Raw genomic sequence first — 25,239 nt, 5'->3', positions numbered from 1 at the left:
AGTATTTGTGGCAAATATCTGGGGCTTGTCGCAAAGCCGCAGAGGGATGCTTTGCGCCAAGTATCCAACGTCCATGTGTGCAAGGAGCAAATTGTCATGAATGTCAGAAGCCCAGGTTGTGGTTTGAGTTCAGCCAACCAACAGATTCAAGAGGCGCTAAGCAGCAATCGTCGAGGAGGTGATCCGAAACCGGGTGAGCCTCCTTCTTTGACCAGCAACCAGGTTGCAGATCGGATCAACAGCGCCGGCCATTACTGGCGTGACAGCAATGCTAACGGTGTCACTGAGCTTACCTTCGAGTTCCCCAGGACGGCCCCAAGCGACTTTGAGCAAATGAAGGCAACGGAGGGCGTTCCCAGGATCAACACGTTCTTTGAATTCAGTTCGGCCAGCAAGGCCCAGGCCAGGATCAGTCAGCAAGCCTGGGCGGACGTGGCCAATCTGAAGTTTACCGAGAAGCCTGCCGGCGGTGAGGGGCATCTGACCTACGCCAGCTACGATACCGGTGCAGAAGAGGAGCCGGTATTGGGTTTTGCGTTCAAGCCTGACCCGCAGGACCCCGAGTTCCAGGGATCAATCTGGTTGAGGAAAATGGAGGTGGCTGACGAGAAAACCAATCCATCCGGGCTTAACACGCAAACACGCACGACACTGGTGCATGAACTGGGTCATGCACTGGGACTGGATCATCCCACGGACTTTTCTGAAGAGCAGGAGTATCAGGAGCACTGGGTGAGTCATAGCCTCATGACTTACAACTATCCGCTTTTCTCCGAGAATGAGAGCGAGTATGTGCATCCCGGCGCGCCGATGATTGACGATATCCAGGCTGTACAAAAACGCTATGGTGCCAACTATGAGACACGCAAGGACGATACTACCTACGGCTTCAACTCGAATACCAACCGCGACCACTACAGCCTGGCGTCGGCGACAGACAAACCCTTGTTCTCTGTCTGGGACGGCGGAGGCCGGGACACCCTGGACTTCTCTGGTTTCAACCAGGCGCAGACCATCAACCTCAACGCGGGCTCGTTTTCCTCGGTGGGCGGATTGAAGGGCAATGTGAGCATCGCCCATGGCGTGACGATTGAGGAAGCCAATGGCGGCTCCGGCCCGGACCTGCTGATCGGCAACGCGGCCTCCAATATATTGCGAGGCGGTTCGGGCAAGGACATCCTTTACGGTGGCGCTGGCGGCGATGATCTATGGGGGGGCGCCGATGCTGACACCTTCGTCTTTGATATAAATGCCAGCGGCCAGCCGAACTGGGTGATGGATTTTGTCAGTGGCCAGGACAAACTCGATCTTTCGGCGCTGCGCCAACAAATCGGTCGACTCAACTTTGTACGCGAACTCAGGCTCGACAAAAGCAAACCTCAGGATCCACAGTATCCGACCTACATCACCAGGGCTGGAGATGCGCGCGTGAGTTTTGACCCGCAGTTTCAGCGTACGCTCATTGACGTTGACACCCGCGGAGATGGCAAGCTGGACTTGCAGATCAATATCTTTGGGAAAGTCCGTCGCAGCGATGTCATTTGTTGAAAGCTCGTCGACAAAAAAGCCCATGACGCGTCATGGGCTTTTGCTTGTTGCGGCCTGCGTTACAGGTAGAACGACTTCAACGGTGGGAAGCCGTTGAATTCAACAGCACTGTAGCTGGTGGTGTAGGCACCGGTGGACAACCAGTACAAGCGATCACCAATCGCCAGGTTCAGCGGCAGCCCGTACTTGTAGTTCTCATACATGATATCGGCGCTGTCGCAGGTTGGGCCGGCGATGACCACTTCTTCCATCTCGCCTTTTTTCTCGGTCCAGATCGGGAACTTGATGGCTTCGTCCATGGTTTCGATCAGGCCGGAGAATTTGCCCACATCCGTGTACACCCAACGCTCGACGGCGGTCCGCGATTTACGTGCGACCAATACCACTTCACTGACCAGGATCCCGGCGTTGGCGATCAACGAACGGCCCGGCTCCAGGATGATCTCCGGCAGGTCATCACCGAAGTCTTCCTTGAGGAAACGGATGATTTCCTCGGCGTAGGTTTCCAGGCTGTTGGTGCGGGTGATGTAGTTGGCCGGGAAGCCGCCGCCCATGTTGATCAGCTTCAGATGGATGCCGTCTTCTTCCTTAAGGCGCTCGAAGATCACTTTGACCTTGGCAATCGCCGCGTCCCACACGCTGATATCACGCTGTTGCGAGCCCACGTGGAACGAGATGCCGTACGGCACCAGGCCGAGGTCGCGGGCGAGGATCAGCAGGTCCATGGCCATGTCGGTCTGGCAGCCGAATTTACGCGACAGAGGCCAGTCAGCTGTGGTCGAGCCTTCGGTGAGGATCCGCACATAGACTTTCGAGCCCGGCGCAGCCTTGGCGATGTTGCGCAGGTCGGCTTCGGAGTCGGTGGAGAACAGGCGCACGCCCTTCTCGTAGAAGTAGCGGATGTCCTTGGATTTCTTGATGGTGTTGCCGTAGCTGATACGGTCGGCGCTGACGCCACGGTCCATCACCTTGTCCAGCTCGTAGATCGAGGCGATGTCGAAGCTCGAGCCTTTGTCTTTCAGCAGGTCGATGATTTCGACGGCCGGGTTGGCCTTGACCGCGTAATACACCTTGGCGAATTCGAAACCGGCGCGCAGGTCATCGTAGGCCTGGCTGATCATCGCGGTGTCGATCACCACGAACGGGGTTTCTTGCGTGTCGGCGAACGCCTTCATTTTCTGGAAGGTTTCGCGCGCGTAATAGTCTTCGACCTGGATCGACATGCTGGGAACTCCTACTGGCAAACTAGATTGATCAATGGGTGCAAATGAACGTCCTCCGTATCCCCACTTTGGTTCGCCTACTTCCCAAGGCATGTCGCCGAAAGCAAAAAGGCCATGGGATCAACCGCTTCCCTTGGCCTTGCTGTCTCGTCGTCAGTACTTGAGCCGGATGGATCGTTTCCAGCATGGACGTTCGGCGCGAACTTTAGGACGTGAGGGGCTATAGATCAACTAAAAATGTCGCGTTTTTGCACGCGTTCGTCGTGTGGTGCCGTGCAGCTACTTATGTAACCGACGGGGATGACGGATTGATGTTCCCCGAGTGGGGCAATTCAGGAGGATTTGCGGTGCCTTCATCGCGGGCAAGCCCGGCTCCCACAGGAGAATGCATTTCAATAGATGAATGCAATTCAATGTGGGAGCTGGCTTGCCTGCGATAGCGTTCTATCAGGCCAACGCAGTCTCGGCGGGTGACACAATACTGGTCTTGCCACCACGCGACTTGCCGGAACTCAGGTACTCGGCAATCGACTCCTGCGTCACTTCCCCCAGGAACACCCGCTCCGCATCCATCACCGGCAGCCACGAGCGGTTGAATTCGTACATCCGCGACAACAGGATGCGCAAATGTTCGTCATACGCCGCCGTGGCGTTGAATTCCCGCAGGTATTGCCCGCAGGTCCCGGTCTGACGGTGCAGGTCGCGACGTCGCACATAACCCAGCGCCTTGTTCTCGGCGCAGGTGACCACCACGTAGCGACGGTCATGTTCGTCCATCAGTTCCAGGGCATCTGCCACGGGGGTTTCCGGGCTGACGGACGGTGCGTTGTCCGCCGCATCTTCGGCCTTCACCAATAGCAGGCGCTTGAGGGTGCTGTCCTGGCCAACAAAGTTGCTGACGAACTCGTCGGCAGGGTGCGCCAGCAAGGTGTCCGGGTGGTCGATCTGCAACAGTTTGCCGGCGCGGAAGATAGCGATCTTGTCACCCAGCTTGATGGCTTCGTCGATGTCGTGGCTGACCATGATCACGGTCTTGTTCAGCGCACGCTGCATCTCGAAGAACTCGTTCTGGATCATCTCGCGGTTGATCGGGTCGACCGCGCCGAATGGCTCATCCATCAACAGCAATGGTGCATCCGCCGCCAGGGCGCGGATCACGCCGATTCGCTGTTGTTGGCCACCCGACAACTCACGTGGATAACGGTGCAGATACTGCTTGGGTTCGAGCTTGATCATGCTCATCAATTCGCGGGCGCGGTCGTGGCATCGCTGTTTGTCCCAGCCCAGCAGCTTGGGCACGACCACGATGTTTTCCTCGATGGTCATGTTGGGGAACAGGCCGATCTGCTGGATCACGTAGCCGATGTTGCGGCGCAGGGTCACTTCGTCGAGGTCGGTGGTGTCTTCGCCGTTGATCAGGATCTTGCCCGAGGTGGGTTTGATCAGGCGGTTGATCATCTTCAGCGTGGTGCTTTTACCGCAGCCCGATGGGCCGAGGAATACACAAATTTCGCCTTCGTTGACGGTCAGGCTCACGGAATCAACGGCGGTGATGGTCTTGCCGTTGCTTTGAAAGGTCTTGGTCAGGTTTTGAAGTTCGATCATTTGAGCAGTCCTTTTGGAGTCAGCGTGCGTTGCAGCCATTGCAGAAGCAGGTCGGCGAAGATGGCCAGGAGACTGACCAGCACGGCGCCGACGATCAGCATCGACATGTCGCTGCGGCTGATGGAAGCCAGAATAAGTACACCCAGGCCACCGGCGCCGATGGTGGCGGCGATGGTCATGACGCCAATGTTCATCACCACGGCGGTGCGCACACCGGCGAGGATCACCGGCACGGCGATGGGCAGCTCGACCATGCGCAGGCGCTGGCCGAAGGTCATGCCGATACCTCGGGCGGCTTCGCGAATACCCGGTTCTACGCCGGTCAGGGCCAGGTAGGTGTTACGCATGATGGGCAACAGGGAGTAGAGGAACACCGCGGTGATCGCCGGCATCGGTCCCAGGCCCTGGCCGAACTTGGAATAGAACGGCAGCAGCAGGCCGAACAGAGCGATGGACGGTACGGTGAGCAGCACCGTGGCGCTGGCTTGCAGTGGGCCGGCGAGTGTCGGGAAGCGGGTCATCAACACGCCCAGCGGCACGCCAACAACGATGGCCAGGATGACTGCGATACCGACCAGGGTGATGTGCTGCCAGGTCAGGTGCAGGACTTGTGCCCAATCAAGATGGGAAAAGGCGTTCAGGAATTCCATGTCTTCTCCTTAGTTGAGTGGGTGTTGGCGCAGGAAGTCTGCGGCAACGGCGGATGGGCTTTCATGGTCGACATCGACCCGCGCGTTGAGTTGGCGCATGGTTTCGTCGTCGAACAACGCGGCCAGCGGCGCAAGCTCTGCGGCCAGTTGCGGATGGGCGTCGAGATAAACCTGGCGCACCACCGGTGCTGCGGTGTAGTCCGGGAAGTAGTGCTTGTCGTCTTCCAGCAGTTTCAACTTGAAGGCGTTGAGGCGACCGTCGGTGGTGTAGACCAAGCCGGCAAATACCTGGCCATTACGCAGAGCGGTGTAGACCAGGCCTGCGTCCATCTGCCGGGTGTTTTTGCGGGTCAGGTTCATGCCGTACAGCTTGACCATGCCCGCCATACCGTCGGAACGGTTGGCGAACTCGGTGTCCAGGGCCACCAGGCGGTTTTCCTTAGTGTCCTCGGCCAGGGCCTTGGTCAGGTCGCTGATGGTGTTGATCTGTGGGTATTCCTTGGCCACGTTCTCCGGCAGGGACAGGGCGTAGGTGTTGCTGAACTTCGACGGCGACAGCCAGACCAGGCCTTTCTTCGCGTCGAGTTCCTTGACCCGTGCGTAGGACTGTTCGCTGTCGAGCTTCTCGTCGACATGGTTGTAGGCCACCAGCGATACGCCGGTGTATTCCCAGATCAGGTCCAGTTGCCCGCTCTCCTGGGCACTGCGCGCCAGGTTGCTGCCCAGGCCGCCGGTCACTCGGGTGTCGTAGCCCTTGGTGCGTAGGTACTGGGAGGTGATTTCGGCGAGCAGGGTTTGTTCGGTGAACACCCGGGCGCCGATGCGGATGACCGGTTTTTCAGCGGCTTGCGCAATGCCTGCGAACAGCAGGATGCAACTCAATATCACAGTCAGTTTTTTCATGTTGGTTCCTTTGCCAAGCCTTAAGACGGACGCAACCCGCGTTCCAGCCAGAGGCGGCTGGCCATGGTCACCAGACCGTCGAGCAGCAAGGCCAGCAGCGCGGTACACGCGGCGCCGAGCAGCAGTTGCGGCTGATTGTTCAGGGCGATGCCAGGGAAGATCAGGCTGCCCAGGCTGTTGGCGCCGATCAGGAACGCCAGGGGCGCGGTACCGACGTTGATCGCCAGGGCCACGCGCACACCACCGATGATGATCGGCACGGCGTTGGGCAATTCCACGCGAAACAACACCTGGCGCGGGGTCATGCCGATGCCGACGGCGGCTTCTTTCAGGGAACCCTGGACGTTTTTCAGGCCTTCATAGGTGTTGCGTACGATGGGCAGCAAGGAGGCGAGGAACAGCGCGAAGATCGCAGGGCCGCTGCCGATGCCGAGGACGCCGAGGGCGATGGCCAGGACGGCCAGGGGAGGGACGGTGTTGCCGATGTTGAAGATCTGCATGAAGCGTTCTGCGCGCCCGACCATGTTGGGTCGGCTGAGCAGGATACCGGCGGGAATGCCCACAATCAGGGCGGCAAGCATGGAGACAAGAACAAGAATCAGGTGAGCTTGCAGGTAAAACAACAAATCGTCGCGGTACAGTTCGATCGTGTTGATGCCAATCCAGTGGACCAGCAGGGCCAGGAGCGCGACGACAACCGCACCTCCTATCAGCCCTTTGCCATAGCGAATAGCCACAGGCGGACTCCTTTATTTCAGTCGGCGAGCACATTCCCGAGCGGCAATGCCATTCCTGGCTGTCGGCAAATGTGGTCGCGAAAAGCAGCTCGCCAATGCCGGCAAAACGGCATGAGGTCGAGCCATGAGCGCAGCCTCGTCAGGCTAACTTGCTGATTTTTCAGCCCCTGGTACGAATGCTGTAACAGGGGAGTGGACGTCTCTACCTTTTAAAAGGTTCCACACTTGGGAGCATTTAGCCACCCCCAACCGGGTGAACGGTGGTCCGCCACCCCGGGTTTACGCTATACTCGCCGCCCTTTTTTGACTCACCTGCCAGGCGATTTCCCATGACCCACCAGGCCGCCGAAGTCGCGAAACGCCGCACTTTCGCCATTATTTCCCACCCCGATGCCGGTAAAACCACCATCACCGAAAAGCTGTTGCTGATGGGCAAGGCGATCGCAGTGGCCGGCACGGTGAAATCCCGTAAATCCGACCGTCATGCCACCTCCGACTGGATGGAGATGGAGAAGCAACGGGGTATTTCCATTACCACGTCGGTCATGCAGTTCCCGTATCGCGAACACATGATCAACCTGCTCGACACCCCGGGCCACGAAGACTTCTCCGAAGATACCTACCGCACCCTGACTGCGGTCGACTCGGCACTGATGGTGCTCGACGGCGGCAAGGGTGTTGAGCCACGGACCATCGCGCTGATGGACGTCTGCCGTTTGCGGGACACGCCGATTGTCAGCTTCATCAACAAGCTCGACCGCGACATCCGTGACCCGATCGAATTGCTCGACGAGATCGAAGCCGTCCTGAAGATCAAGGCCGCGCCGATCACCTGGCCGATTGGTTGCTACCGCGACTTCAAGGGCGTGTACCACCTGGCCGACGACTACATCATTGTCTACACCGCCGGCCATGGTCACGAACGCACCGATGTGAAAATCATCGAGAAGCTCGATTCCGACGAAGCCCGCGCCCACCTGGGTGACGAGTACGACCGTTTTGTCGACCAGCTGGAACTGGTGCAGGGCGCCTGCCACGAGTTCAACCAGCAGGAATTCCTCGACGGCCAACTGACGCCGGTGTTCTTCGGCACCGCCTTGGGCAACTTCGGTGTCGACCACGTGCTTGACGCGGTCGTGAACTGGGCGCCGAAACCACTGGCCCGTGTCGCCAACGAACGCACCGTAGAGCCGGTAGAGGAGAAATTCGCAGGCTTCGTGTTCAAGATCCAGGCGAACATGGACCCCAAACACCGCGACCGTATCGCCTTCATGCGTATCTGCTCCGGCAAATACGAAAAAGGCATGAAGATGCGCCACGTGCGTACCGGCAAGGACGTGCGTATCGGCGATGCCCTGACGTTCTTCTCCTCCGAGCGTGAGCAACTGGAAGAGGCGTTTGCCGGTGACATCATCGGTTTGCACAACCACGGCACCATCCAGATCGGTGACACCTTCACCGAAGGCGAAGTGCTGGGCTTCACCGGTATCCCGCACTTCGCACCGGAACTGTTCCGCCGCGTACGCCTGCGTGACCCGCTCAAGTCCAAGCAACTGCGCCAAGGCTTGCAGCAACTGGCGGAAGAGGGCGCGACCCAGGTGTTCTTCCCTGAGCGCAGCAACGACATCATCCTCGGCGCTGTCGGTGTACTGCAGTTCGATGTGGTCGCCAGCCGCTTGAAAGAGGAATACAAGGTCGAGTGCTCCTACGAGCCGATCACCGTGTATTCGGCCCGCTGGATCGATTGCAGTGATAAGAAGAAGTTGGAAGAGTTCTCCAACAAGGCCGTGGAAAACCTTGCGATCGATGGCGGCGGTCACCTGACCTACCTGGCCCCGACCCGGGTCAACCTGGCGCTGATGGAAGAGCGCTGGCCGGATGTGAAGTTCCGCGCGACCCGTGAGCATCACTAAGGTCTGGCGGTAATAGAAAGGGCGAAGCTGTAATGGCTTCGCCCTTTTTTGTGGCTGATAACTATTGTATTAAAGGCTGTTCGGCCCTACCCGAAGTTGCTTTAACGAAAGTTCTGCTCCCACGCGCACGGCTTCAACTTGCGCAACAATGGCATCTTTGACGATGGCTTCGCCCAAGTCAGTCAGCTCCTGGTTCTTGATATGAATCACGCTCAAGTGCAACAAGTGCAGGGCTACGTCCATGGCGCTTTGAAATGTCAGCAACGTGTTGTTTGGCCCCAGCTCGCGGACCACGGCTTCCCAGCGGCGATCTGACTCGGCCTGCAGGGATTTAAACTCTTCCATCGACACGTCGCCATCTTCATAAATGTCCGACAGTAACGTTTCCAGGGATTTGGAAATGGCTCTCATAGATAACACTAACCTGTAAGTACTAGTTGAAGAGGGCGGACTTTAGTCTTCAAACTTTGAATTGTGCAATTGCCGAAACACGCTTGTTACAAGTTCCAGATAATGTCTACATGGGGTGAACGTTAATGTGGTTTTCTGTGTAAGAGCGCTCGGTTTTTATAGCAGGTGTCATGAGGGACAGCAGCAGGGCGAGTTTTGATATTGGAATAATAGTTATTCCAAACAGCTCTATAAGCGAAGTGCTAATTCCTCCGGCAACGGTGATCGAGATGGCGAAAACCCCATAACGCTACTAGCTTGAGAAAGGGCGACAGTCGGCGTAAGCCGAAGACACAGGTCGTGCGGGATTCACCAACTGACTGGACGGAAATCGACCATGAGTATCTTTCAACGTTTGGTGCTGTTGATCAAAGTGCTGGTGATGTTATCGCTGGGCATGTCGGCAGCGTGGGCTAATACGGCCGTGCAACGTCATGACTCGGGGTTTGTGGCGGCGCAGGGGGGGCAGGGCAGTGTTCTGCAACTGGCCAAGAGCGAGTCTGAAGGCGGTGATGAAGGCCAGGGCGGCTCCAAGGACGATGATGACGGCACCACCGGCGGACCCGATAACAACGATGACCCGGATGATGGCGGTGACAGCGATACATAAGTAGTACAGGTAAAAAAGCCCCTCCCGCCAGGCTGATGCGCAACCTGATGGGAGGGGCTGTAGAACTCAAGCAATGCTCCGGGCTTATCCCCGGAGTATTTTTTTGCGTGTCAGCCGACAAACTGCTCCGCAAAGTGGCAAGCCACCTGACGGTTATCGAGTGGCCGCAAGGCCGGCTCTTCGGTGCTGCACAGTTCGGTGGCGTACGGGCAGCGCTTGTGGAACGCGCAGCCAGGCGGCGGGTTCAGCGGGTTGGGCAACTCGCCGACGATCTTGATCTTCGGCTTGTTCGGGTCCGGGTGAATGGTCGGGGTAGCCGACAGCAACGCCTGGGTGTACGGGTGCAGGGGGCGCGCGTAGATGTCCTCTTTCGGGCCGACTTCCACTGGGCGACCGAGGTACATCACCATCACGTCATCGGCAACGTGTTGCACCACCGCCAGGTTGTGGGAGATGAACACGTAGGCGGTGTTGAATTCCTGCTGCAGGTCCATGAACAGGTTGAGCACCTGGGCCTGGATCGACACGTCCAGTGCCGAGGTCGGTTCATCCGCCACCAGCACTTTGGGTTGCAGCATCATCGCCCGGGCCAAGGCGATCCGCTGGCGCTGGCCACCGGAGAACATGTGGGGGTAGCGTTGATAATGCTCAGGGCGCAGGCCCACTTGCTTCATCATCGCCTGCACTTTCTCGCGGCGTTCGGCGGCGGACAGGTTGGTATTGATCAACAGCGGCTCGCCCAGTTGATCACCGACCTTTTGCCGTGGGTTCAACGAGGCATAAGGGCTTTGGAACACCATCTGCACGTCTTTACGCAGTTGCTTGCGCTGGGCCTTGTCGGCACCGGTGACTTCCTGGCCGGCGATTTTCAGCGAGCCGGAGGACGGTTCTTCAATCAGCGTCAGGGCACGGGCCAGGGTGGACTTGCCGCAACCCGACTCGCCTACCACGGCGAGGGTCTTGCCGGCTTCCAGCTCGAACGACACACCATTAAGTGCGCGCACGGTGGCATGGCCCTTGAACAGGCCACGGGACACTTCGTAGTGACGGGTCAGGTCGCGGGCGGTAAGAACGACGGCCATTACGCCACCTCCTGGTTCAAGGGGTAGAAGCAGCGCGCAAGGCTGTGGGCTTTAGGGTCCAGGCCCGGGCGGGTCTGGCGGCAGCTGTCCTGGACATACGGGCAGCGTGGCGACAGCAGGCAACCCTGTGGACGGTCATAACGACCGGGGACGATGCCCGGCAAGGTCGACAGACGGGCCGCGCCCATGCTGTGTTCCGGAATCGCCGCCAGCAATGCTTCGCTGTACGGATGCCCCGGAACGTCGAACAGGCCAGGCACCTGGCCAACTTCCACGGCTTGGCCGGCGTACATCACACACACACGCTGGGCCGTTTCCGCCACGACCGCCAGGTCGTGGGTGATCAGCACCAGGCCCATGTTCTGTTCTTTCTGCAGGGCCAGCAGCAACTCCATGATCTGCGCCTGAATCGTCACGTCCAACGCAGTGGTCGGTTCATCGGCGATCAGCAGTTTCGGCTCGCCGGCAATCGCCATGGCAATTGCCACACGCTGGCTCATACCACCGGACAACTGGTGGGGGTAGGCGTCCATCCGGCTGGCAGCGCCTGGGATTTCTACTTTTTCCAGCAGTTCGATCGCACGCTTGCGCGCTTGCTTGCTGGACATCTTCAGGTGCAGACGCAGCACTTCTTCGATCTGGAAACCCACGGTGTAGCTGGGGTTCAGCGCGGTCATCGGGTCCTGGAACACCATCGCCAGGTCTTTACCGACGATCTGCCGACGCTGGCGGTTGCTCAGCTTGAGCATGTCCTTGCCGTCGAAGTTCAGGGCGTCGGCGGTGACGATGCCGGGGTGTTCGATCAGGCCCATCAGCGCCATCATGGTCACGGATTTACCCGAGCCAGACTCGCCAACGATTGCCAGTACTTCGCCTTTGTCGACGGAAATGTCGAGGCCATCGACCACCGGCACGGCGGTCTTGTCGCCGAAGCGGACATTGAGATTCTTGATTTCTAGCAGTGACATGGGAATCTCCTCAGGCGGCGTTCTTGAGTTTCGGGTCCAGCGCATCGCGCAGACCGTCGCCCATCAGGTTGATTGCCAGCACGCTGAGCAAAATGGTCAAGCCAGGCAGACTCACCACCCACCAGGCGCGTTCGATGTAGTCGCGAGCCGAAGCCAGCATGGTGCCCCACTCAGGGGTTGGCGGTTGTACGCCAAGACCGAGGAAGCCCAGGGCTGCGGCATCGAGAATCGCCGAGGAGAAGCTCAAGGTTGCCTGCACGATCAACGGTGCCATGCAGTTAGGCAGCACGGTGACGAACATCAGGCGGGGCAGGCCGGCGCCGGCGAGGCGGGCGGCAGTCACGTAGTCGCGGTTCAGTTCGCCCATCACCGCAGCGCGGGTCAAGCGGACATAGGACGGCAGGGACACGATGGCGATGGCGATCACGGTGTTGATCAGGCCAGGGCCGAGGATGGCGACAATCGCCACCGCCAGCAGCAGCGATGGCAGGGCCAGCATGATATCCATCAAACGCATGATGGTCGGGCCGAGCAGGCGCGGGAAGAAACCGGCGAACAGGCCCAGCAGAATCCCCGGGATCAGCGACATGACGACCGAAGACAAGCCGATCAGCAACGACAGGCGCGAACCCTGAATCAGGCGCGACAGCAAGTCACGGCCCAGTTCGTCGGTGCCCAGCAGGAATTGCATCTGCCCACCTTCCAGCCAGGCTGGCGGGGTCAGCAGGAAGTCACGGTACTGTTCGCTCGGGTTATGCGGTGCTACCCACGGGGCAAACAGTGCGCAAAATATCACCAGCAACATGAACAACAGGCCGGCAACCGCGCCCTTGTTCTTGGAAAAGGCTTGCCAGAATTCTTTGTACGGGGACGGATAAAGCAGGCTTTGATCGACTGCTACCGAAGTAGTTGGAGTGGTCATGGTCATGATCTCAGCGCTGGTGACGGATGCGTGGGTTGGCGAAGCCGTAGAGGATATCCACCACGAAGTTCACCAGAATCACCAGGCAGGCGATTAACAGGATGCCGTTTTGCACCACGGGATAGTCCCGTGCGCCAATGGCTTCGATCAGCCATTTGCCGATGCCGGGCCAGGAGAAGATGGTTTCAGTCAGGACCGCACCGGCCAGCAGGGTGCCGACTTGCAGGCCGACCACCGTCAGTACCGGGATCAGCGCGTTGCGCAGGCCGTGGACGAACACCACGCGTGCCGGCGACAGGCCTTTGGCCTTGGCGGTACGAATGTAGTCTTCACGCAGCACTTCGAGCATCGAGGAGCGGGTCATCCGCGCGATCACCGCCAGCGGAATGGTGCCGAGTACGATGGCCGGCAGGATCAGGTGGTGCAGGGCGTCGAAGAACGCGTCGGGTTCATTGGCCAGCAGGGTGTCGATCAGCATGAAGCCGGTACGCGGCTCGATGTCGTAGAGCAGGTCGATACGTCCGGACACCGGGGTCCAGCCCAGGCTCACGGAGAAGAACATGATCAGGATCAGGCCCCACCAGAAGATCGGCATCGAATATCCCGCGAGGGAGATGCCCATCACCCCATGGTCGAACAGGGATCCTCGCTTCAAGGCGGCGATCACCCCGGCCAACAGGCCCAGGACGCCAGCGAACAACAGGGCGGCCATGGACAGTTCCAGGGTCGCAGGGAAAAGGGCGGTGAATTCAGTCCACACGCTGGTACGGGTACGCAGGGATTCGCCAAGGTCGCCGTGGGCAAGCTTGCCGACGTAGTCAAAGTATTGTGCATACAAGGGTTTATTCAGACCAAGGCGTTCCATTGCCTGAGCGTGCATTTCGGGGTCGACTCGTCGTTCGCCCATCATGACTTCCACGGGATCGCCAGGGATCATGCGAATCAACGCGAACGTCAGCAAGGTGATGCCGAAAAACGTGGGGATCAATAACCCCAATCGGCGGGCAATAAAACTAAACATCTTGTTGTGTACCTCAATCAGCCGGTTAGGCAGGTCCGGCACCGTCCAGGTCGACGGTGCCGGGCGTCTCTTATCTACTTCACCTGGGTGGTGGCGAAGTTATTTGTCGTCAGAGGGCTTTGGGTATAACCCTCGACGTTCTTGCGCATGGCCGTGAACATTTTCGGGTAAGCCATGGGAATCCATGGTTGGTCTTTTTCGAAAACGTCCTGGGCTTGTTCATAGAGCACAGCCCGTGCCGCTGGTTCAGTGCCAGCGCGGGCCTTGTCGATCAAGTCTTGAAACTCTTTGTTACACCAGCGGGCGTAGTTTTCGCCGTTTTTCGCTGCGTCGCAACTCAGGTTTGGTGTGAGGAAGTTATCCGGGTCCCCGTTATCCCCCGCCCAGCCGGCAGAAACCATGTCATGTTCGCCATTCTTGGCGCGCTTGAGCATTTCGCCCCATTCCATGACCTTGATGTTCACTTTGAGGCCGATCTGGGCCAGGTCCGACTGCATGCGCTGTGCGCCGAGCATCGGGTTGGGGTTGGTCGGGCCGCCGCCGTTGCGGGTGAACAGGGTGAACTCGGTGCCTTCGGGCACGCCGGCTTCCTTGAGCAGCGCGCGGGCTTTGTCCAGGTCGCGGGGTGGGTTCTTCAGCTTGTCGTTGAAGCCCAGCAGTGTCGGCGGATACGGTCCGGTGCCGACCATGGCGTTACCTTTGCCATACAGGGCGTCGGTGTAGCCTGCCTTGTCGAACGCAATGTTGATGGCGTGACGCACACGGGCGTCGCTCATGTACTTGCGAGTGGTGTTCAAGGCCGTGTAACTGGTGGTCATGGCCGCCAGCTCATCGACTTTCAGGTTTGGATCTTTCTTGATGCTCGGGATGTCATCCGGTTTTGGATACAGCGCGATCTGGCACTCGTTGGCCTTGAGTTTTTGCAGGCGCACGTTGTTGTCGACGGTGATCGCCAGGATCAGCGGATCCGCCGGAGGCTTGCCACGGAAATAGTCCGGGTTGGCCTTGAAACGTACCTGGGCGTCCTTGGCATAGCGGGTGAAGATGAACGGACCGGTGCCGATGGGTTTGCTGTTCAGATCGCCGGTCTTGTCGGCTTTGAGCAACTGATCTGCGTATTCAGCGGAGAAGATCGAAGAGAACGCCATGGCAATATCGGCCAGGAACGGTGCTTCACGACGGGTCAGGGTGAAGACCACGGTCTTGTCGTCGGTTTTCTCGACGCTCTGGAGCAGTTCCTTGAAGCCCATACTTTCAAAGTACGGGAAGCCCACGCTGGACTTGTTGTGCCACGGGTGTTTCGGGTCCAACTGACGCTGGAAACTCCAGAGCACGTCGTCGGCATTCATGTTGCGCGTGGGTTTGAAGTAGTCGGTGGTGTGGAACTTGATGTCTTGGCGCAGGTGGAAGGTGTACTTCAGTCCGTCTTCGCTGATATCCCAGGATTCTGCGAGTGCCGGGACCACTTCGGTGGTTCCAGGCTTGAAGTCCACCAGGCGGTTGAAAATGGTTTCTGCCACGGCGTCAGCGGTGACTGCGGTCGTGTATTGGACCATGTCGAAACCTTCCGGGCTCGCCTCGGTGCAGACCACCAGCGGTTTGGCCGAAACGCCAATCGCCACGCTCAACAGCGCAGCGGCAATGGCAGCTTGTAACGGGAGCATTTTCATTGAGAGCCCTCTGCAATCGATTGAACCAGACAAGCGTGTACGGGGGCTCGTCCTGAGCCCGCCGTACACCTGGCGCTAATTAAAGGATGTTGAACGGGATGGTGGTGACCAGACGGAACTCACGGATGTTGCCGTCAGCCTGGTTGGCAGTGGCACGGTGAGTGACGTAGGTCGCACGAATGGCAGTGGCCTTGAGCGGGCCGCTCTGCACGGCGTAGGAGGTACCGATACCGTATTCCTGGTGCTTCTCGCCGTCCTGGGCCTGAATGCCGTTGTAGGCGAAGCCTGCTCTGCCGCCGTCGCCGGTGTAGTGAGTGCCGTCGATGCCCCAGCCGCGAGCCGAGTAGATGTTGAACTTCAGGCCTGGCACGCCGTATTCAGCCATGTTGAGGCCGTAGGCGATCTGGAAGGACTTCTCGTTCGGACCGTTAAAGTCGGACGTCAGGGAGTTGGCCAGGTAGATACCGTTGGTTTCGTGCAGGTAGTCGAAGTACTCGTTACCGTTCACAGCCTGGTAGGAGAAGGTCAGGCTGTGAGCCTGGTGGGTCAGGCCCAGCGACAACGAGTAGGTATCGTTGTCGATCGTGCCCATCAACTTTTTGCCGGTATCGACGGTTTTGTAGTAGTTCAGGCCAGTGGTCAGTGCCAGTGTCTGGCTGTCACCCAACTCGTGGGTTGCACCGAAGTAGTACTGGTTCCAGAAGTCTTCCACGTTAGCGGCGAACAGGCTGGTTTTCAGGCTTTTGAACGGCTGGTAGTTCACACCGAGGGTGTTGACCTTGTCGGTTTCAGCGCCATTGCCGTATTCGGTACGGAATTTCGACAGGCTTTGCTCGGTCCGTGGGGAGACGCGGTCAAACACGCCGCCCTGGAATGACAGGTTGCTGAACTCTTCGCTGTTGAAGCTCACACCTTCAAAGCTCGAAGGCAGCGCACGGTTGCCGATGGTGTCGACGATGCCGCTGCTGAAGTTCTGGCGACCGGCGGTCAAGGTGGTGTTCGATACACGGAACTTGACGTTGGCCAGGCCCAATTTGCTCCACTGGTCCACGGCGTCGCCGTTGGAGTCAGCCAGGGTACGGTTGGAACCGCCCTTGATATCGCGCTTGCTGCGGTCCAGGACCACGGCGTTGTAGGCCGCGACTTCGGTAGCGACCCCTACGGTGCCTTGGGTAAAGCCCGAGCTGTAGTTGAGGATCGTGCCTTGTACCCAGTTGGTACGGTACGCATCGGTACGGGCTTCGCCGTGTTTTTGGTAGGTGAATTTGCCACCCCGGAACTTCTGCTCGTTGGAGAACCAGTTACGGGTGGTACCGCCCAGGCTTTGTCCATCGATAAAGCCTTTGGCCTCGCTTTGGGCGCTGGAGCCGGCCAGAGTGGTAGGAACGAAGTCCTGACTTGCAGGGTCAGCATAGGCGTTAGCCGTGATGCTGCTGATGGCCAAGGCCAGTAGCGCGGTGCTGCTCAGTTTCATGGGTGAAGCTCCTTTGGTTCTCTTTTTTAATGCCGGTCTTTTTAGGTGAACCGGCTATTGGGTGTGTAACTCGCTCAAGCCTTTGCAAACGGTGCCGTAGGAAGATTCCTGAATTGAGGCTGCACGTTTGCCACAGAGCGAACTTCGCCCTGTGCAATCCGGTTATTTTCTTATGGGTTGATGCTGACGCCCGAGAACACGTTGCGGCCGAAGGGGCTCACTTTGAAACCTTCGACTTTGGCGCTTAACGGCTGGTTGACCGTCGAGTGGGCGACTGGTGTGATCGGCACCTGTGCTTTAAGCAGTTGCTGTGCCTGTTTGTACAGAACCGTCCTTTGTTCGCGGTCGGTGACGACCTTGGCTTGCTTGATCAGCTTGTCGTACGCCGGGTCACACCACATGGAGTAGTTGTTCCCGCCGATGGCGTCGCAGCTGTACAGGGTGCCCAGCCAGTTGTCCGGGTCACCGTTGTCGCCGGTCCAGCCGATCAGGCTGATGTCGTGCTCGCCATTTTTGGTGCGCTTGATGTACTCGCCCCATTCGTAGCTGACGATCTTGACCTTGAGGCCGATCTTGGCCCAATCGCTTTGCAGCATTTCAGCCATCAGCTTGGCATTGGGGTTGTACGGCCGTTGCACCGGCATCGCCCACAGGGTGATTTCGGTGCCTTCCTTGACGCCGGCGGCCTTGAGCAATTGCTTGGCCTTTTCCGGGTTGTAGGCGGCGTCCTTGATGGTGTCGTCGTAGGACCACTGGGTCGGCGGCATAGCGTTGACCGCCAGTTGCCCCGCGCCCTGGTAAACCGCATTGAGAATGCTCTGCTTGTTCACCGCCATGTCCAGGGCCTGGCGCACTTCGAGCTGGTCGAACGGCTTGTGCCGCACGTTATAAGCGATGTAGCCAAGGTTGAAGCCCGGCTTGGTCAGCAGTTGCAATTTCGGGTCGGCCTTGAGGGCTTCGACGTCGGCAGGCCGCGGATGCAAGGTGATCTGGCATTCGTTGGCCTTGAGCTTCTGCACCCGCACCGAGGCGTCGGTGTTGATGGCAAAGATCAGTTGATCAAGCTTGACCCGGTCCGGTGCCCAGTAGTGTTTGTTGGCGGTGTAGCGAATCTGCGAGTCTTTCTGGTAACGCTGGAACACGAACGGCCCAGTGCCGATCGGCTTTTGGTTGATCTCGCTCGGCTTGCCGATCTTGAGCAAGTGCTCGGCGTATTCGGCCGACAGGATCGAGGCGAAGCTCATGGCGATGTTCTGGATAAACGCGGCGTCTACCGTGTTTAAGGTCATCACCACGGTGTACGGGTCGGTTTTCTCGACCTTGGCGATGTTCTTGTTCAGGCTCATCCCGGTGAAGTATGGAAACTCAGTGGGGTAGGCCTTGCGGAAGGGATGATCGGGGTCAAGCATGCGGTTGAAGGTGAACAGCACGTCGTCGGCGTCAAAGTCGCGCGTCGGTTTGAAGTCCTTGTTGCTGTGGAATTTCACCCCTTCGCGCAGGTGGAAGGTATACGTCAGACCGTCCGGCGAAATATCCCATGAGGTTGCAAGGCCGGGGACGACCGTGGTGGCGCCTTTCTCGAACTCAGCCAGACGGTTGTAGAGCGGCTCGGCGACATCGTTGTCCGTGGCGGTGGTGTATTGCGCGGTGTCGAAACCAGCGGGGCTGCCTTCGGAGCAAAACACCAGGCTTTTCTTGTCAGCCGCTTGGCTCAGTGACGCACTGACTAACAGGCCGGTGCCCAAAATCGCGGATAGAACGGTGGTATGGCGCATGACAGTCCCCAATCCTTGTTTGTTGTTGTCGTCAGTGAACAATCGCCAGGCCGCTCAGGGCATGGAAACAACACTGACCCCACATTCAGCAAGTGCCCTACAGGTGCGGTGCCTCTGCCGTGCACGACGTTAAGAGTCGGGAGCCGGGCAGTAAATGCAACGAATCTGACAGACCTTGTAGGTAACGGACGAGTGATTCGCAGGTTGTTGCCGTAGGGTGGCAACAGGTGCGGATGTAGTCTGATTCCTATGGTCTTGGCGGATGCAATAACGGCGACGTTTTTACACGTCGCCGCCAGGGATCCTTACTTGCCGCTTACGCTCACGCCGTAGAAGGAGTTCAAGCCAAATGGGCTGATCTTGAAGTCCTGCACGTTGTTGCGCATGGGTTGATACACCGTCGAGTGCGCGATAGGTGTCATCGGGACTGCATCTTTGAGGATATGTTGCGCCTGCTTGTACAGCTCGGTGCGTTTGGCTACGTCGGAAGTCGCCTTGGCTTCTTTGACGATGCCGTCGAATTTCTTGTCGCACCACTTGGAGAAGTTGTTGCCGGCCAGGGAATCGCAGCCGAACAGCACGTTCAGCCAGTTGTCCGGGTCACCATTGTCGCCGCTCCAGCCAATGATCATGGCCTGGTTCTCGCCGCCTTTGGAACGCTTGATGTACTCGCCCCACTCGTAGCTGACGATGTTGACCTTCAGGCCGATCTGCTTCCAGTCGTTCTGCAGCATCTCAGCCATCAGCTTGGCGTTCGGGTTGTACGGACGCTGAACCGGCATCGCCCACAGGGTGATTTCGGTGCCTTCCTTGACGCCTGCTTCCTTGAGCAATGCCTTGGCTTTGGTCAGGTCGTGCGGGGCATCCTTGATGGTGGTGTCATAGGACCATTGGGTTGGCGGCATGGCGTTGACGGCCAGTTGGCCTGCACCCTGATAAACCGAGTCGATGATCTGCTGCTTGTTCACCGACATGTCCAGGGCCTCGCGTACTCGCAGGTCGGACAGTGGGTTAGGCGCAGTTTGGCCTTTGAGCACCGGCATCACGTTGTAGGCGATGTAGCCCAGGTTGAAACCGGCCTGGTGCGGCAGTTTCAGGTCCTTGTCGTCGCCCAGGGCCTTGAGGTCGGCCGGACGTGGGAACAGGGTGACCTGGCATTCATTCTTCTTGAGCTTCTGGATACGTACCGACGGGTCGGTGGTGATGGCGAAGATCAGGTTGTCGATCTTCACGTCTTCAGGCTTCCAGTAATCCTTGTTGCCGGTGTAACGGATGTTGGAGTCTTTCTGGTAGCTCTTGAACACGAACGGACCAGTGCCGATCGGCTTCTGGTTGATGTCCTGTGCCTTGCCTTCCTTCAACAGTTGGGCTGCGTATTCAGCTGACTGGACGGAAGCGAAGCTCATGGCCAGGTTCTGGATGAAAGCAGCGTCCACGGTGCCAAGGGTGAACTTGACGGTGTGGTCATCGACTTTCTCGATGTTCTTGATGTTGGTGTCCATCCCCATGTCCGTGAAGTACGGGAATTCGGTGGGGTAGGCTTTGCGGAATGGATCGTCTTTATTGATCATCCGGTTGAAGGTGAACAGTACGTCGTCAGCCGTGAACTCACGAGTTGGCTTGAAGTACGGGGTGGTGTGGAACTTGACGCCTTCACGAAGGTGGAAGGTATACGTCAGGCCATCCGGGGAAACGTCCCAGCTGGTGGCCAGCCCAGGAATCACGGCGGTGCCGCCGCGCTCGAACTGGGTCAGGCGGTTGAACATGGTTTCGGCCGAAGCATCGAAGTCTGTTCCGGTGGTGTACTGGCCTGGGTCGAAACCGGCCGGGCTCCCTTCGGAGCAGAACACCAGATTAGTCGCCGCTTGGGCGAAGGGTGCAGCAGCCATTAAACCGGCGCTGACTAATAACGGAATGACTGCGTGTTTAAGCATGTTGGCCTCATGATTTGTTGTCATTTTTGGTAGTGAGGGCGACCTCGTGAGTCGACCTGCGGATACTTATGCAGGGCCCATACCCAATGCAAGATGTTGAGAGGCTGCAAGCGCTAAACAGTGGTACGGACGTACAGGAATGTCGCATTGATGTAAGTTTTGACATAAATCGACATTTTCGAGGTTTTTTTCGGTGCATCAGGCGCACCAAAAATGACCAACCGGAGCGTCTGGCGCACCCGGTTGGCGCAGGGCTGTTACTTATGGAGACTCACGCCATAGAAGGGTGTCAGCCCAAATGGACTGATCTTGAAGTCCTGGACTTCCTTTCGAAGTGGCTGGAAAACCGTCGAGTTCGCAATAGGTGTTATAGGTACTTGTTCTTTAAGTATTTTTTGTGCCTGTTGATACCACTTGATGCGTTGCTCACGGTCACTGCTGACCTTGGCTTGCTGCACCAGTTTGTCGTACTCGGGGTTACACCATTTTGCGTAGTTGCTGCCCTTGACCGCAGCACAACTGTAGAGCACACCCAGCCAGTTATCCGGGTCGCCGTTGTCGCCGGTCCAGCCGTAGATCATCACGTCGTGCTCGCCGTTTTTCGCCCGTTTGATGTACTCACCCCATTCGTAGCTCACGATATTGGCGGTTATCCCGACTTTCGCCCAATCCTGCTGAATCATTTGCGCCGACATCCGCGCATTGGGATTGGATGCCCGTTGTACCGTCATGGCCCAAAGGTTGATGGTGGTACCTGGTGCAACCCCTGCTTCTTTTAGTAGCGCCCGAGCCTTGGCCGGATCGTACGGTGCGTCTTTGATGCTTGGGTCATAAGACCACTGGGCTGGCGGCAATGCGTTTTGCGCCAATTGTCCGGCGCTCTGGTACACCGCCTTGATAATGGCCGGTTTGTCGATGGCCATGTCGAGGGCCTGGCGTACCTTGAGTTGATCCAGGGGTTTGTGGGTCACGTTGTAGGCGAGGAAGCCCAGGTTGAAACCGGCTTGCTTGAGCACCCGCAGGTTCGGGTCTTGCTCCATCACTTCGATGTCCGAAGGGCGTGGGTAGCCGCTGACCTGGCATTCACCGCTCTTGAGCTTTTGCAGGCGCACCGCTGCGTCCGGAGTAATGGAGAACACCAGGTTGTCGAGTTTCACATCCTCGGGCTTCCAGTACTGTTTATTGGCGCTGTAGCGGATCTGCGAATCCTTCTGGTAGCGCTTGAACACGAACGGCCCGGTGCCGACGGGCTTCTGGTTGATGTCGGCGGCCTTGCCTTCCTTGAGCAACTGCGCGGCGTATTCGGCGGACTGCACCGAGGCAAAACTCATGGCCAGGTTTTGCACGAACGAGGCATCGACGTTATTCAGGCTGAACCGCACGGTGTGGTCGTCGATTTTGTCGACGCTCTTGATGGTGGTGTTCAGGCCCATGTCGGTGAAGTACGGCGACTCGGAGGGGTAGGCCTTGCGAAACGGGCTGTCGGCATCCAGCAGGCGCTGGAAGGTGAACAGCACATCGTCGGCGTTGAAGTCACGGGTGGGGGTGAAGTAGTCGGTGGTGTGGAACTTGACGCCCTCTCGCAGGTGGAAGGTATACGTCAGGCCGTCCTTCGACACATCCCAGCTCGTTGCAAGGCCGGGTTCGACTTCCGTGCCGCCGCGCTTGAACTGGGTCAGGCGGTTGAACACGGTTTCGGCGGAGGCATCGAAATCAGTGCCGCTGGTGTACTGGCTGGGGTCGAAGCCGGCAGGACTGGCTTCGGAGCAGTAGACCAGGGTACTGGCCGCCTGGGCCAGCGGCATAAAGGCCAGCAGGCTGGCGGCGAGGAACAGCGGTTTAAAGGTGATTCTTTCCATGGAAACCCCTGAAGTGGCAGGTGAAGGCTGCCCAAACGAAAACGGCGGTCACCGAGGTTACCGCCGTTGGGGTCTGTCAGGTAAGGGTTACTGCATCTGGACTTCGATCACGCCATCGGCCGTCATATTAACCTGGCTGGTACCTGCCTCGACTTCAGGCGTGGGTGCCGAGTCCATCGCCGCCGCCTTCATCATCATGCCGCCACGAGCATAAGGCTGTGGATAACCGTTGGTGTTGAAGTTCAGGTTGACGATCTTGTAGCCCTTGCCTCCCAACGCATCGGTAGCCAGTTGGGCACGGGCCTTGAACGCGGTGACGGCTTCCTTGAGCAGGGCATCTTCGCTGGCCTTGCGGGTCGGGTTGGCGATGGCGAAGTCCATGCTGTCCATTTTCAGGTTGGTCAGCATTTCACCGGTGAGCTTGGACAGGGCGGCGAAGTCCGAGCTTTCCATGCGTATCTCGGCACGTTCACGCCAGCCGGTGATTTTCTGGTTCTTGTTGTCGTAGATCGGGTAGCTGTTGCGGCTGCCCTGACGCAAGGTCACACCTTTGACTTCGCGAGCCTGGGCCAGCGCCTTGTTCATGGTCGTGGTGATTTCAGCGGCGAGCTTGGCTGGGTCGCTGTTCTGGGATTCGGTGTAAAGGGTGACGATCATCTGGTCACGGGCGACTTCCTGGCTGACTTCGGCGCGCAGGGAGATTTGGTTGTAGTGCAGCTCAGCGGCGGCCAGGGCCGGCAGGCTGGCAAGAGTGCCGACACCGAGGGTGATAACGGCTGCGCTGCGAATGAAACGTGACATAGAAGCTCCTTGGGATAATCGTAATCGGTATGACTGTAGACGGGATGGTCTGGTTCGGCGGGTTACACATTCTCTACAAATAGCCGGAGTGCCGACGAGCGGTCGTGCGTGGTGCCTGCGTCAAAGAGCCACACACGCCGTGCCAGCGTCGTTGCTTCGTTTATACTCGGTGCGATCCGCCTGGAGCGCTCATCAGGAGAGCTCATGCTCGCCCCCGTACAACTGACTTCCGCCACTCGCCAGAACCTGTGGCGATTGACCTTCATCCGTACTCTGGTCCTGGCCGCACAGGCCGGCTCCGTAGGGCTGGCCTATTGGCTCGACCTGCTGCCGCTGCCTTGGCTGCAACTGGCCGTGACCCTCGGGTTTTCCACGGTGCTGTGTGCCTTTACCGCCATCCGCCTGCGCACTACATGGCCGGTGACCGAGCTGGAATATGCCCTGCAACTGGCCTGCGACCTGTTTATCCACAGTGTGTTGCTGTATTTCTCCGGCGGTTCCACTAATCCTTTCGTTTCTTATTATTTAGTGCCGCTGACCATCGCTGCCGTGACGTTGCCTTGGCGTTATTCGGTGATTCTGTCCGGCATCGCCCTGACCCTGTACACCCTGCTGCTGGCTCAGTTCTATCCGCTGAAAACCTTCCCCATCGCTCGGGAAAACCTGCAGATCTATGGCATGTGGCTGAGCTTTGCGCTGTCCGCCGCCGTGATCACGTTCTTTGCTGCGCGCATGGCTGAAGAGCTGCGCCGTCAGGAAGAGTTGCGGGCGATCCGCCGTGAAGAAGGCCTGCGGGACCAGCAACTGTTGGCCGTTGCCACCCAGGCGGCCGGCGCGGCTCATGAGTTGGGCACGCCGTTGGCCACCATGAGCGTGCTGCTCAAGGAAATGCGCCAAGACCATCATCATCCAGACTTGCAGGACGACTTGAGCGTGCTGCAGGATCAAGTCCAGGCGTGCAAGCAAACCTTGCAGCAGTTGGTACGCGCCGCCGAAGCCAACCGCCGCCTGGCGATAGAGATGCAAGACGTCACCCAGTGGCTGGACGAAGCCCTGAACCGCTGGCACCTGATGCGCCCCGAAGCCAGTTACCGCTTCCATTTGCTGGGGCAGGGCACAGTACCGCGCATGGCGCCACCGCCGGATTTGACCCAGGCGCTGCTGAACTTGCTGAACAACGCCGCCGATGCTTGCCCGGAAGGGCTGGAAGTGCAGTTGGACTGGGACCAGGAAAACCTCACCATCAGCATTCGCGACCACGGCGCCGGTGTGCCGCTGGCCATTGCCGAACAGATCGGCAAACCATTTTTTACCACCAAGGGCAAAGGTTTTGGCCTGGGCCTGTTTTTGAGCAAGGCCAGCGTGACACGCGCTGGCGGCTCAGTGAAACTCTACAGTCATGAGGAAGGTGGCACGCTCACCGAGCTGCGCCTGCCCCGTGTCGCACGAGGAGACATCGATGAGTGACGAGATCCAAGTCGAAGGCGAAGAACTGCCGCACCTGCTGCTGGTAGATGATGACGCCACCTTTACCCGCGTCATGGCGCGGGCCATGAGCCGTCGCGGTTTTCGCGTCAGCACGGCGGGCTCCGCCGAAGAAGGCTTGACCATCGCCCAGGCCGATCTGCCGGACTACGCGGCACTGGACCTGAAGATGGACGGCGACTCAGGCCTGGTGCTGTTGCCCAAGCTGTTGGAGCTGGACCCGGAAATGCGCGTGCTGATCCTTACCGGGTATTCCAGCATCGCCACCGCCGTCGAGGCCATCAAGCGGGGTGCCTGCAACTACCTGTGCAAGCCGGCGGATGCCGACGATGTACTGGCCGCGTTGCTCTCCGAGCACGCCGACCTCGACACTCTGGTGCCGGAAAACCCGATGTCTGTCGACCGCCTGCAGTGGGAGCACATCCAACGGGTGCTGACCGAGCACGAAGGCAATATCTCCGCCACCGCCCGCGCCCTGGGCATGCACCGCCGGACCTTGCAGCGCAAGCTGCAAAAGCGTCCGGTTCGGCGCTGAACCCGCGCTGAACAAATATCAGCGCCGCTCTCGACCGCACGAGCCGATCCTCTATGATCGGCTTGTGTGTGTTC

General features: G+C 58.6%; 21 protein-coding genes. 5 read left to right on the top strand and 16 right to left on the bottom strand.

Annotated elements, in window-relative coordinates:
• Positions 1-96 precede the first annotated feature (96 nt).
• Complete coding sequence (locus tag GNF76_RS13035; RefSeq protein ID WP_155583554.1) at positions 97-1,548, top strand: M10 family metallopeptidase C-terminal domain-containing protein; 1,452 nt, start codon at positions 97-99, stop codon at positions 1,546-1,548.
• Positions 1,549-1,607: 59 nt separating this feature from the next.
• Here the strand turns inward: GNF76_RS13035 and GNF76_RS13030 are convergent, their stop codons facing one another.
• The 5 genes from GNF76_RS13030 to GNF76_RS13010 all read right to left on the bottom strand — a co-directional run bounded on the left by GNF76_RS13030 (position 1,608) and on the right by GNF76_RS13010 (position 6,666).
• Positions 1,608-2,771, bottom strand: coding sequence for a type III PLP-dependent enzyme (locus GNF76_RS13030; protein ID WP_155583553.1), 1,164 nt, complete (start codon positions 2,769-2,771; stop codon positions 1,608-1,610).
• 447 nt (positions 2,772-3,218) lie between these two features.
• The gene (locus GNF76_RS13025) at positions 3,219-4,376 is read right to left on the bottom strand and encodes an osmoprotectant ABC transporter ATP-binding protein OsmV (protein ID WP_155583552.1); all 1,158 of its coding nucleotides are present in this window, start codon (positions 4,374-4,376) and stop codon (positions 3,219-3,221) included.
• Complete coding sequence (locus GNF76_RS13020; RefSeq protein ID WP_155583551.1) at positions 4,373-5,026, bottom strand: ABC transporter permease; 654 nt, start codon at positions 5,024-5,026, stop codon at positions 4,373-4,375. Before GNF76_RS13020 ends, GNF76_RS13025 begins: the two co-directional genes overlap by 4 nt.
• Positions 5,027-5,035: 9 nt before the next feature.
• On the bottom strand, positions 5,036-5,929 hold the full coding sequence (locus GNF76_RS13015; RefSeq protein WP_155583550.1) for a glycine betaine ABC transporter substrate-binding protein: 894 nt from the start codon (positions 5,927-5,929) through the stop codon (positions 5,036-5,038).
• A 20-nt stretch (positions 5,930-5,949) separates the two neighbouring features.
• Positions 5,950-6,666 (bottom strand): ABC transporter permease, encoded by a 717-nt coding sequence (locus GNF76_RS13010; RefSeq protein WP_003215977.1) that lies wholly within the window; start codon positions 6,664-6,666, stop codon positions 5,950-5,952.
• Between the two features lie 329 nt (positions 6,667-6,995).
• Here GNF76_RS13010 and GNF76_RS13005 point away from each other — a divergent pair, with 329 nt between their 5' ends.
• Complete coding sequence (locus GNF76_RS13005) at positions 6,996-8,579, top strand: peptide chain release factor 3 (RefSeq protein WP_155583549.1); 1,584 nt, start codon at positions 6,996-6,998, stop codon at positions 8,577-8,579.
• Between the two features lie 69 nt (positions 8,580-8,648).
• Here GNF76_RS13005 and GNF76_RS13000 read toward each other — a convergent pair whose 3' ends face one another.
• Positions 8,649-8,990, bottom strand: coding sequence for a hypothetical protein (locus GNF76_RS13000; RefSeq protein ID WP_155583548.1), 342 nt, complete (start codon positions 8,988-8,990; stop codon positions 8,649-8,651).
• 376 nt (positions 8,991-9,366) lie between these two features.
• Between GNF76_RS13000 and GNF76_RS12995 the strand changes: the two genes are divergently transcribed.
• A complete protein-coding gene (locus tag GNF76_RS12995) occupies positions 9,367-9,639 on the top strand; it encodes a hypothetical protein (RefSeq protein WP_155583547.1) in 273 nt (90 codons plus the stop codon).
• Positions 9,640-9,749: 110 nt separating this feature from the next.
• Here GNF76_RS12995 and GNF76_RS12990 read toward each other — a convergent pair whose 3' ends face one another.
• The 10 genes from GNF76_RS12990 to GNF76_RS12945 all read right to left on the bottom strand — a co-directional run bounded on the left by GNF76_RS12990 (position 9,750) and on the right by GNF76_RS12945 (position 23,145).
• Positions 9,750-10,721 carry a peptide ABC transporter ATP-binding protein gene (locus GNF76_RS12990; RefSeq protein WP_155583546.1) on the bottom strand — a complete coding sequence of 324 codons (972 nt, stop codon included), beginning with the start codon at positions 10,719-10,721 and terminating at the stop codon, positions 9,750-9,752.
• Entirely contained in the window at positions 10,721-11,689 is a 969-nt protein-coding gene (locus GNF76_RS12985; RefSeq protein ID WP_155583545.1) for an ABC transporter ATP-binding protein, read from the bottom strand. Before GNF76_RS12985 ends, GNF76_RS12990 begins: the two co-directional genes overlap by 1 nt.
• A 10-nt stretch (positions 11,690-11,699) precedes the next feature.
• Complete coding sequence (locus GNF76_RS12980) at positions 11,700-12,611, bottom strand: ABC transporter permease subunit (RefSeq protein WP_155583544.1); 912 nt, start codon at positions 12,609-12,611, stop codon at positions 11,700-11,702.
• 10 nt (positions 12,612-12,621) lie between these two features.
• Entirely contained in the window at positions 12,622-13,632 is a 1,011-nt protein-coding gene (locus tag GNF76_RS12975; protein ID WP_155583543.1) for an ABC transporter permease subunit, read from the bottom strand.
• Between the two features lie 74 nt (positions 13,633-13,706).
• Positions 13,707-15,302, bottom strand: coding sequence for an ABC transporter substrate-binding protein (locus GNF76_RS12970; protein ID WP_155583542.1), 1,596 nt, complete (start codon positions 15,300-15,302; stop codon positions 13,707-13,709).
• 79 nt (positions 15,303-15,381) lie between these two features.
• Entirely contained in the window at positions 15,382-16,776 is a 1,395-nt protein-coding gene (locus tag GNF76_RS12965; RefSeq protein ID WP_155583541.1) for an OprD family porin, read from the bottom strand.
• 170 nt (positions 16,777-16,946) lie between these two features.
• Positions 16,947-18,551, bottom strand: coding sequence for an ABC transporter substrate-binding protein (locus tag GNF76_RS12960; RefSeq protein ID WP_155583540.1), 1,605 nt, complete (start codon positions 18,549-18,551; stop codon positions 16,947-16,949).
• A gap of 305 nt (positions 18,552-18,856) precedes the next feature.
• Positions 18,857-20,485 (bottom strand): ABC transporter substrate-binding protein, encoded by a 1,629-nt coding sequence (locus GNF76_RS12955; protein ID WP_155583539.1) that lies wholly within the window; start codon positions 20,483-20,485, stop codon positions 18,857-18,859.
• Between the two features lie 257 nt (positions 20,486-20,742).
• Positions 20,743-22,344 carry an ABC transporter substrate-binding protein gene (locus GNF76_RS12950; RefSeq protein WP_155583538.1) on the bottom strand — a complete coding sequence of 534 codons (1,602 nt, stop codon included), beginning with the start codon at positions 22,342-22,344 and terminating at the stop codon, positions 20,743-20,745.
• Between the two features lie 87 nt (positions 22,345-22,431).
• A complete protein-coding gene (locus GNF76_RS12945) occupies positions 22,432-23,145 on the bottom strand; it encodes an SIMPL domain-containing protein (protein ID WP_155583537.1) in 714 nt (237 codons plus the stop codon).
• 204 nt (positions 23,146-23,349) lie between these two features.
• Here GNF76_RS12945 and GNF76_RS12940 point away from each other — a divergent pair, with 204 nt between their 5' ends.
• Both GNF76_RS12940 and GNF76_RS12935 read left to right on the top strand, forming a co-directional pair.
• Positions 23,350-24,612, top strand: coding sequence for an ATP-binding protein (locus GNF76_RS12940; RefSeq protein WP_155583536.1), 1,263 nt, complete (start codon positions 23,350-23,352; stop codon positions 24,610-24,612).
• Complete coding sequence (locus GNF76_RS12935) at positions 24,605-25,165, top strand: response regulator transcription factor (protein WP_029291924.1); 561 nt, start codon at positions 24,605-24,607, stop codon at positions 25,163-25,165. The genes GNF76_RS12940 and GNF76_RS12935 overlap by 8 nt, the downstream gene beginning before the upstream one ends.
• The last annotated feature ends 74 nt before the right edge of the window (positions 25,166-25,239 follow it).

The organism is Pseudomonas spelaei (assembly GCF_009724245.1).
GTDB classification, from domain to species: Bacteria; Pseudomonadota; Gammaproteobacteria; order Pseudomonadales; family Pseudomonadaceae; genus Aquipseudomonas; species Aquipseudomonas spelaei.
This window is presented reverse-complemented; position numbering and strand designations above follow the sequence as displayed.

Bases quoted from the DNA above. Each gene is read 5' to 3' on its own strand.
- GNF76_RS13035 (WP_155583554.1), top strand. From the start codon at position 97: ATGAATGTCAGAAGCCCAGGTTGTGGTTTGAGTTCAGCCAACCAACAG.
- GNF76_RS13030 (WP_155583553.1), bottom strand. From the start codon at position 2,771: ATGTCGATCCAGGTCGAAGACTATTACGCGCGCGAAACCTTCCAGAAA.
- GNF76_RS13025 (WP_155583552.1), bottom strand. From the start codon at position 4,376: ATGATCGAACTTCAAAACCTGACCAAGACCTTTCAAAGCAACGGCAAG.
- GNF76_RS13020 (WP_155583551.1), bottom strand. From the start codon at position 5,026: ATGGAATTCCTGAACGCCTTTTCCCATCTTGATTGGGCACAAGTCCTG.
- GNF76_RS13015 (WP_155583550.1), bottom strand. From the start codon at position 5,929: ATGAAAAAACTGACTGTGATATTGAGTTGCATCCTGCTGTTCGCAGGC.
- GNF76_RS13005 (WP_155583549.1), top strand. From the start codon at position 6,996: ATGACCCACCAGGCCGCCGAAGTCGCGAAACGCCGCACTTTCGCCATT.
- GNF76_RS13000 (WP_155583548.1), bottom strand. From the start codon at position 8,990: ATGAGAGCCATTTCCAAATCCCTGGAAACGTTACTGTCGGACATTTAT.
- GNF76_RS12995 (WP_155583547.1), top strand. From the start codon at position 9,367: ATGAGTATCTTTCAACGTTTGGTGCTGTTGATCAAAGTGCTGGTGATG.
- GNF76_RS12990 (WP_155583546.1), bottom strand. From the start codon at position 10,721: ATGGCCGTCGTTCTTACCGCCCGCGACCTGACCCGTCACTACGAAGTG.
- GNF76_RS12985 (WP_155583545.1), bottom strand. From the start codon at position 11,689: ATGTCACTGCTAGAAATCAAGAATCTCAATGTCCGCTTCGGCGACAAG.
- GNF76_RS12980 (WP_155583544.1), bottom strand. From the start codon at position 12,611: ATGACCACTCCAACTACTTCGGTAGCAGTCGATCAAAGCCTGCTTTAT.
- GNF76_RS12975 (WP_155583543.1), bottom strand. From the start codon at position 13,632: ATGTTTAGTTTTATTGCCCGCCGATTGGGGTTATTGATCCCCACGTTT.
- GNF76_RS12970 (WP_155583542.1), bottom strand. From the start codon at position 15,302: ATGAAAATGCTCCCGTTACAAGCTGCCATTGCCGCTGCGCTGTTGAGC.
- GNF76_RS12965 (WP_155583541.1), bottom strand. From the start codon at position 16,776: ATGAAACTGAGCAGCACCGCGCTACTGGCCTTGGCCATCAGCAGCATC.
- GNF76_RS12960 (WP_155583540.1), bottom strand. From the start codon at position 18,551: ATGCGCCATACCACCGTTCTATCCGCGATTTTGGGCACCGGCCTGTTA.
- GNF76_RS12955 (WP_155583539.1), bottom strand. From the start codon at position 20,485: ATGCTTAAACACGCAGTCATTCCGTTATTAGTCAGCGCCGGTTTAATG.
- GNF76_RS12950 (WP_155583538.1), bottom strand. From the start codon at position 22,344: ATGGAAAGAATCACCTTTAAACCGCTGTTCCTCGCCGCCAGCCTGCTG.
- GNF76_RS12945 (WP_155583537.1), bottom strand. From the start codon at position 23,145: ATGTCACGTTTCATTCGCAGCGCAGCCGTTATCACCCTCGGTGTCGGC.
- GNF76_RS12940 (WP_155583536.1), top strand. From the start codon at position 23,350: ATGCTCGCCCCCGTACAACTGACTTCCGCCACTCGCCAGAACCTGTGG.
- GNF76_RS12935 (WP_029291924.1), top strand. From the start codon at position 24,605: ATGAGTGACGAGATCCAAGTCGAAGGCGAAGAACTGCCGCACCTGCTG.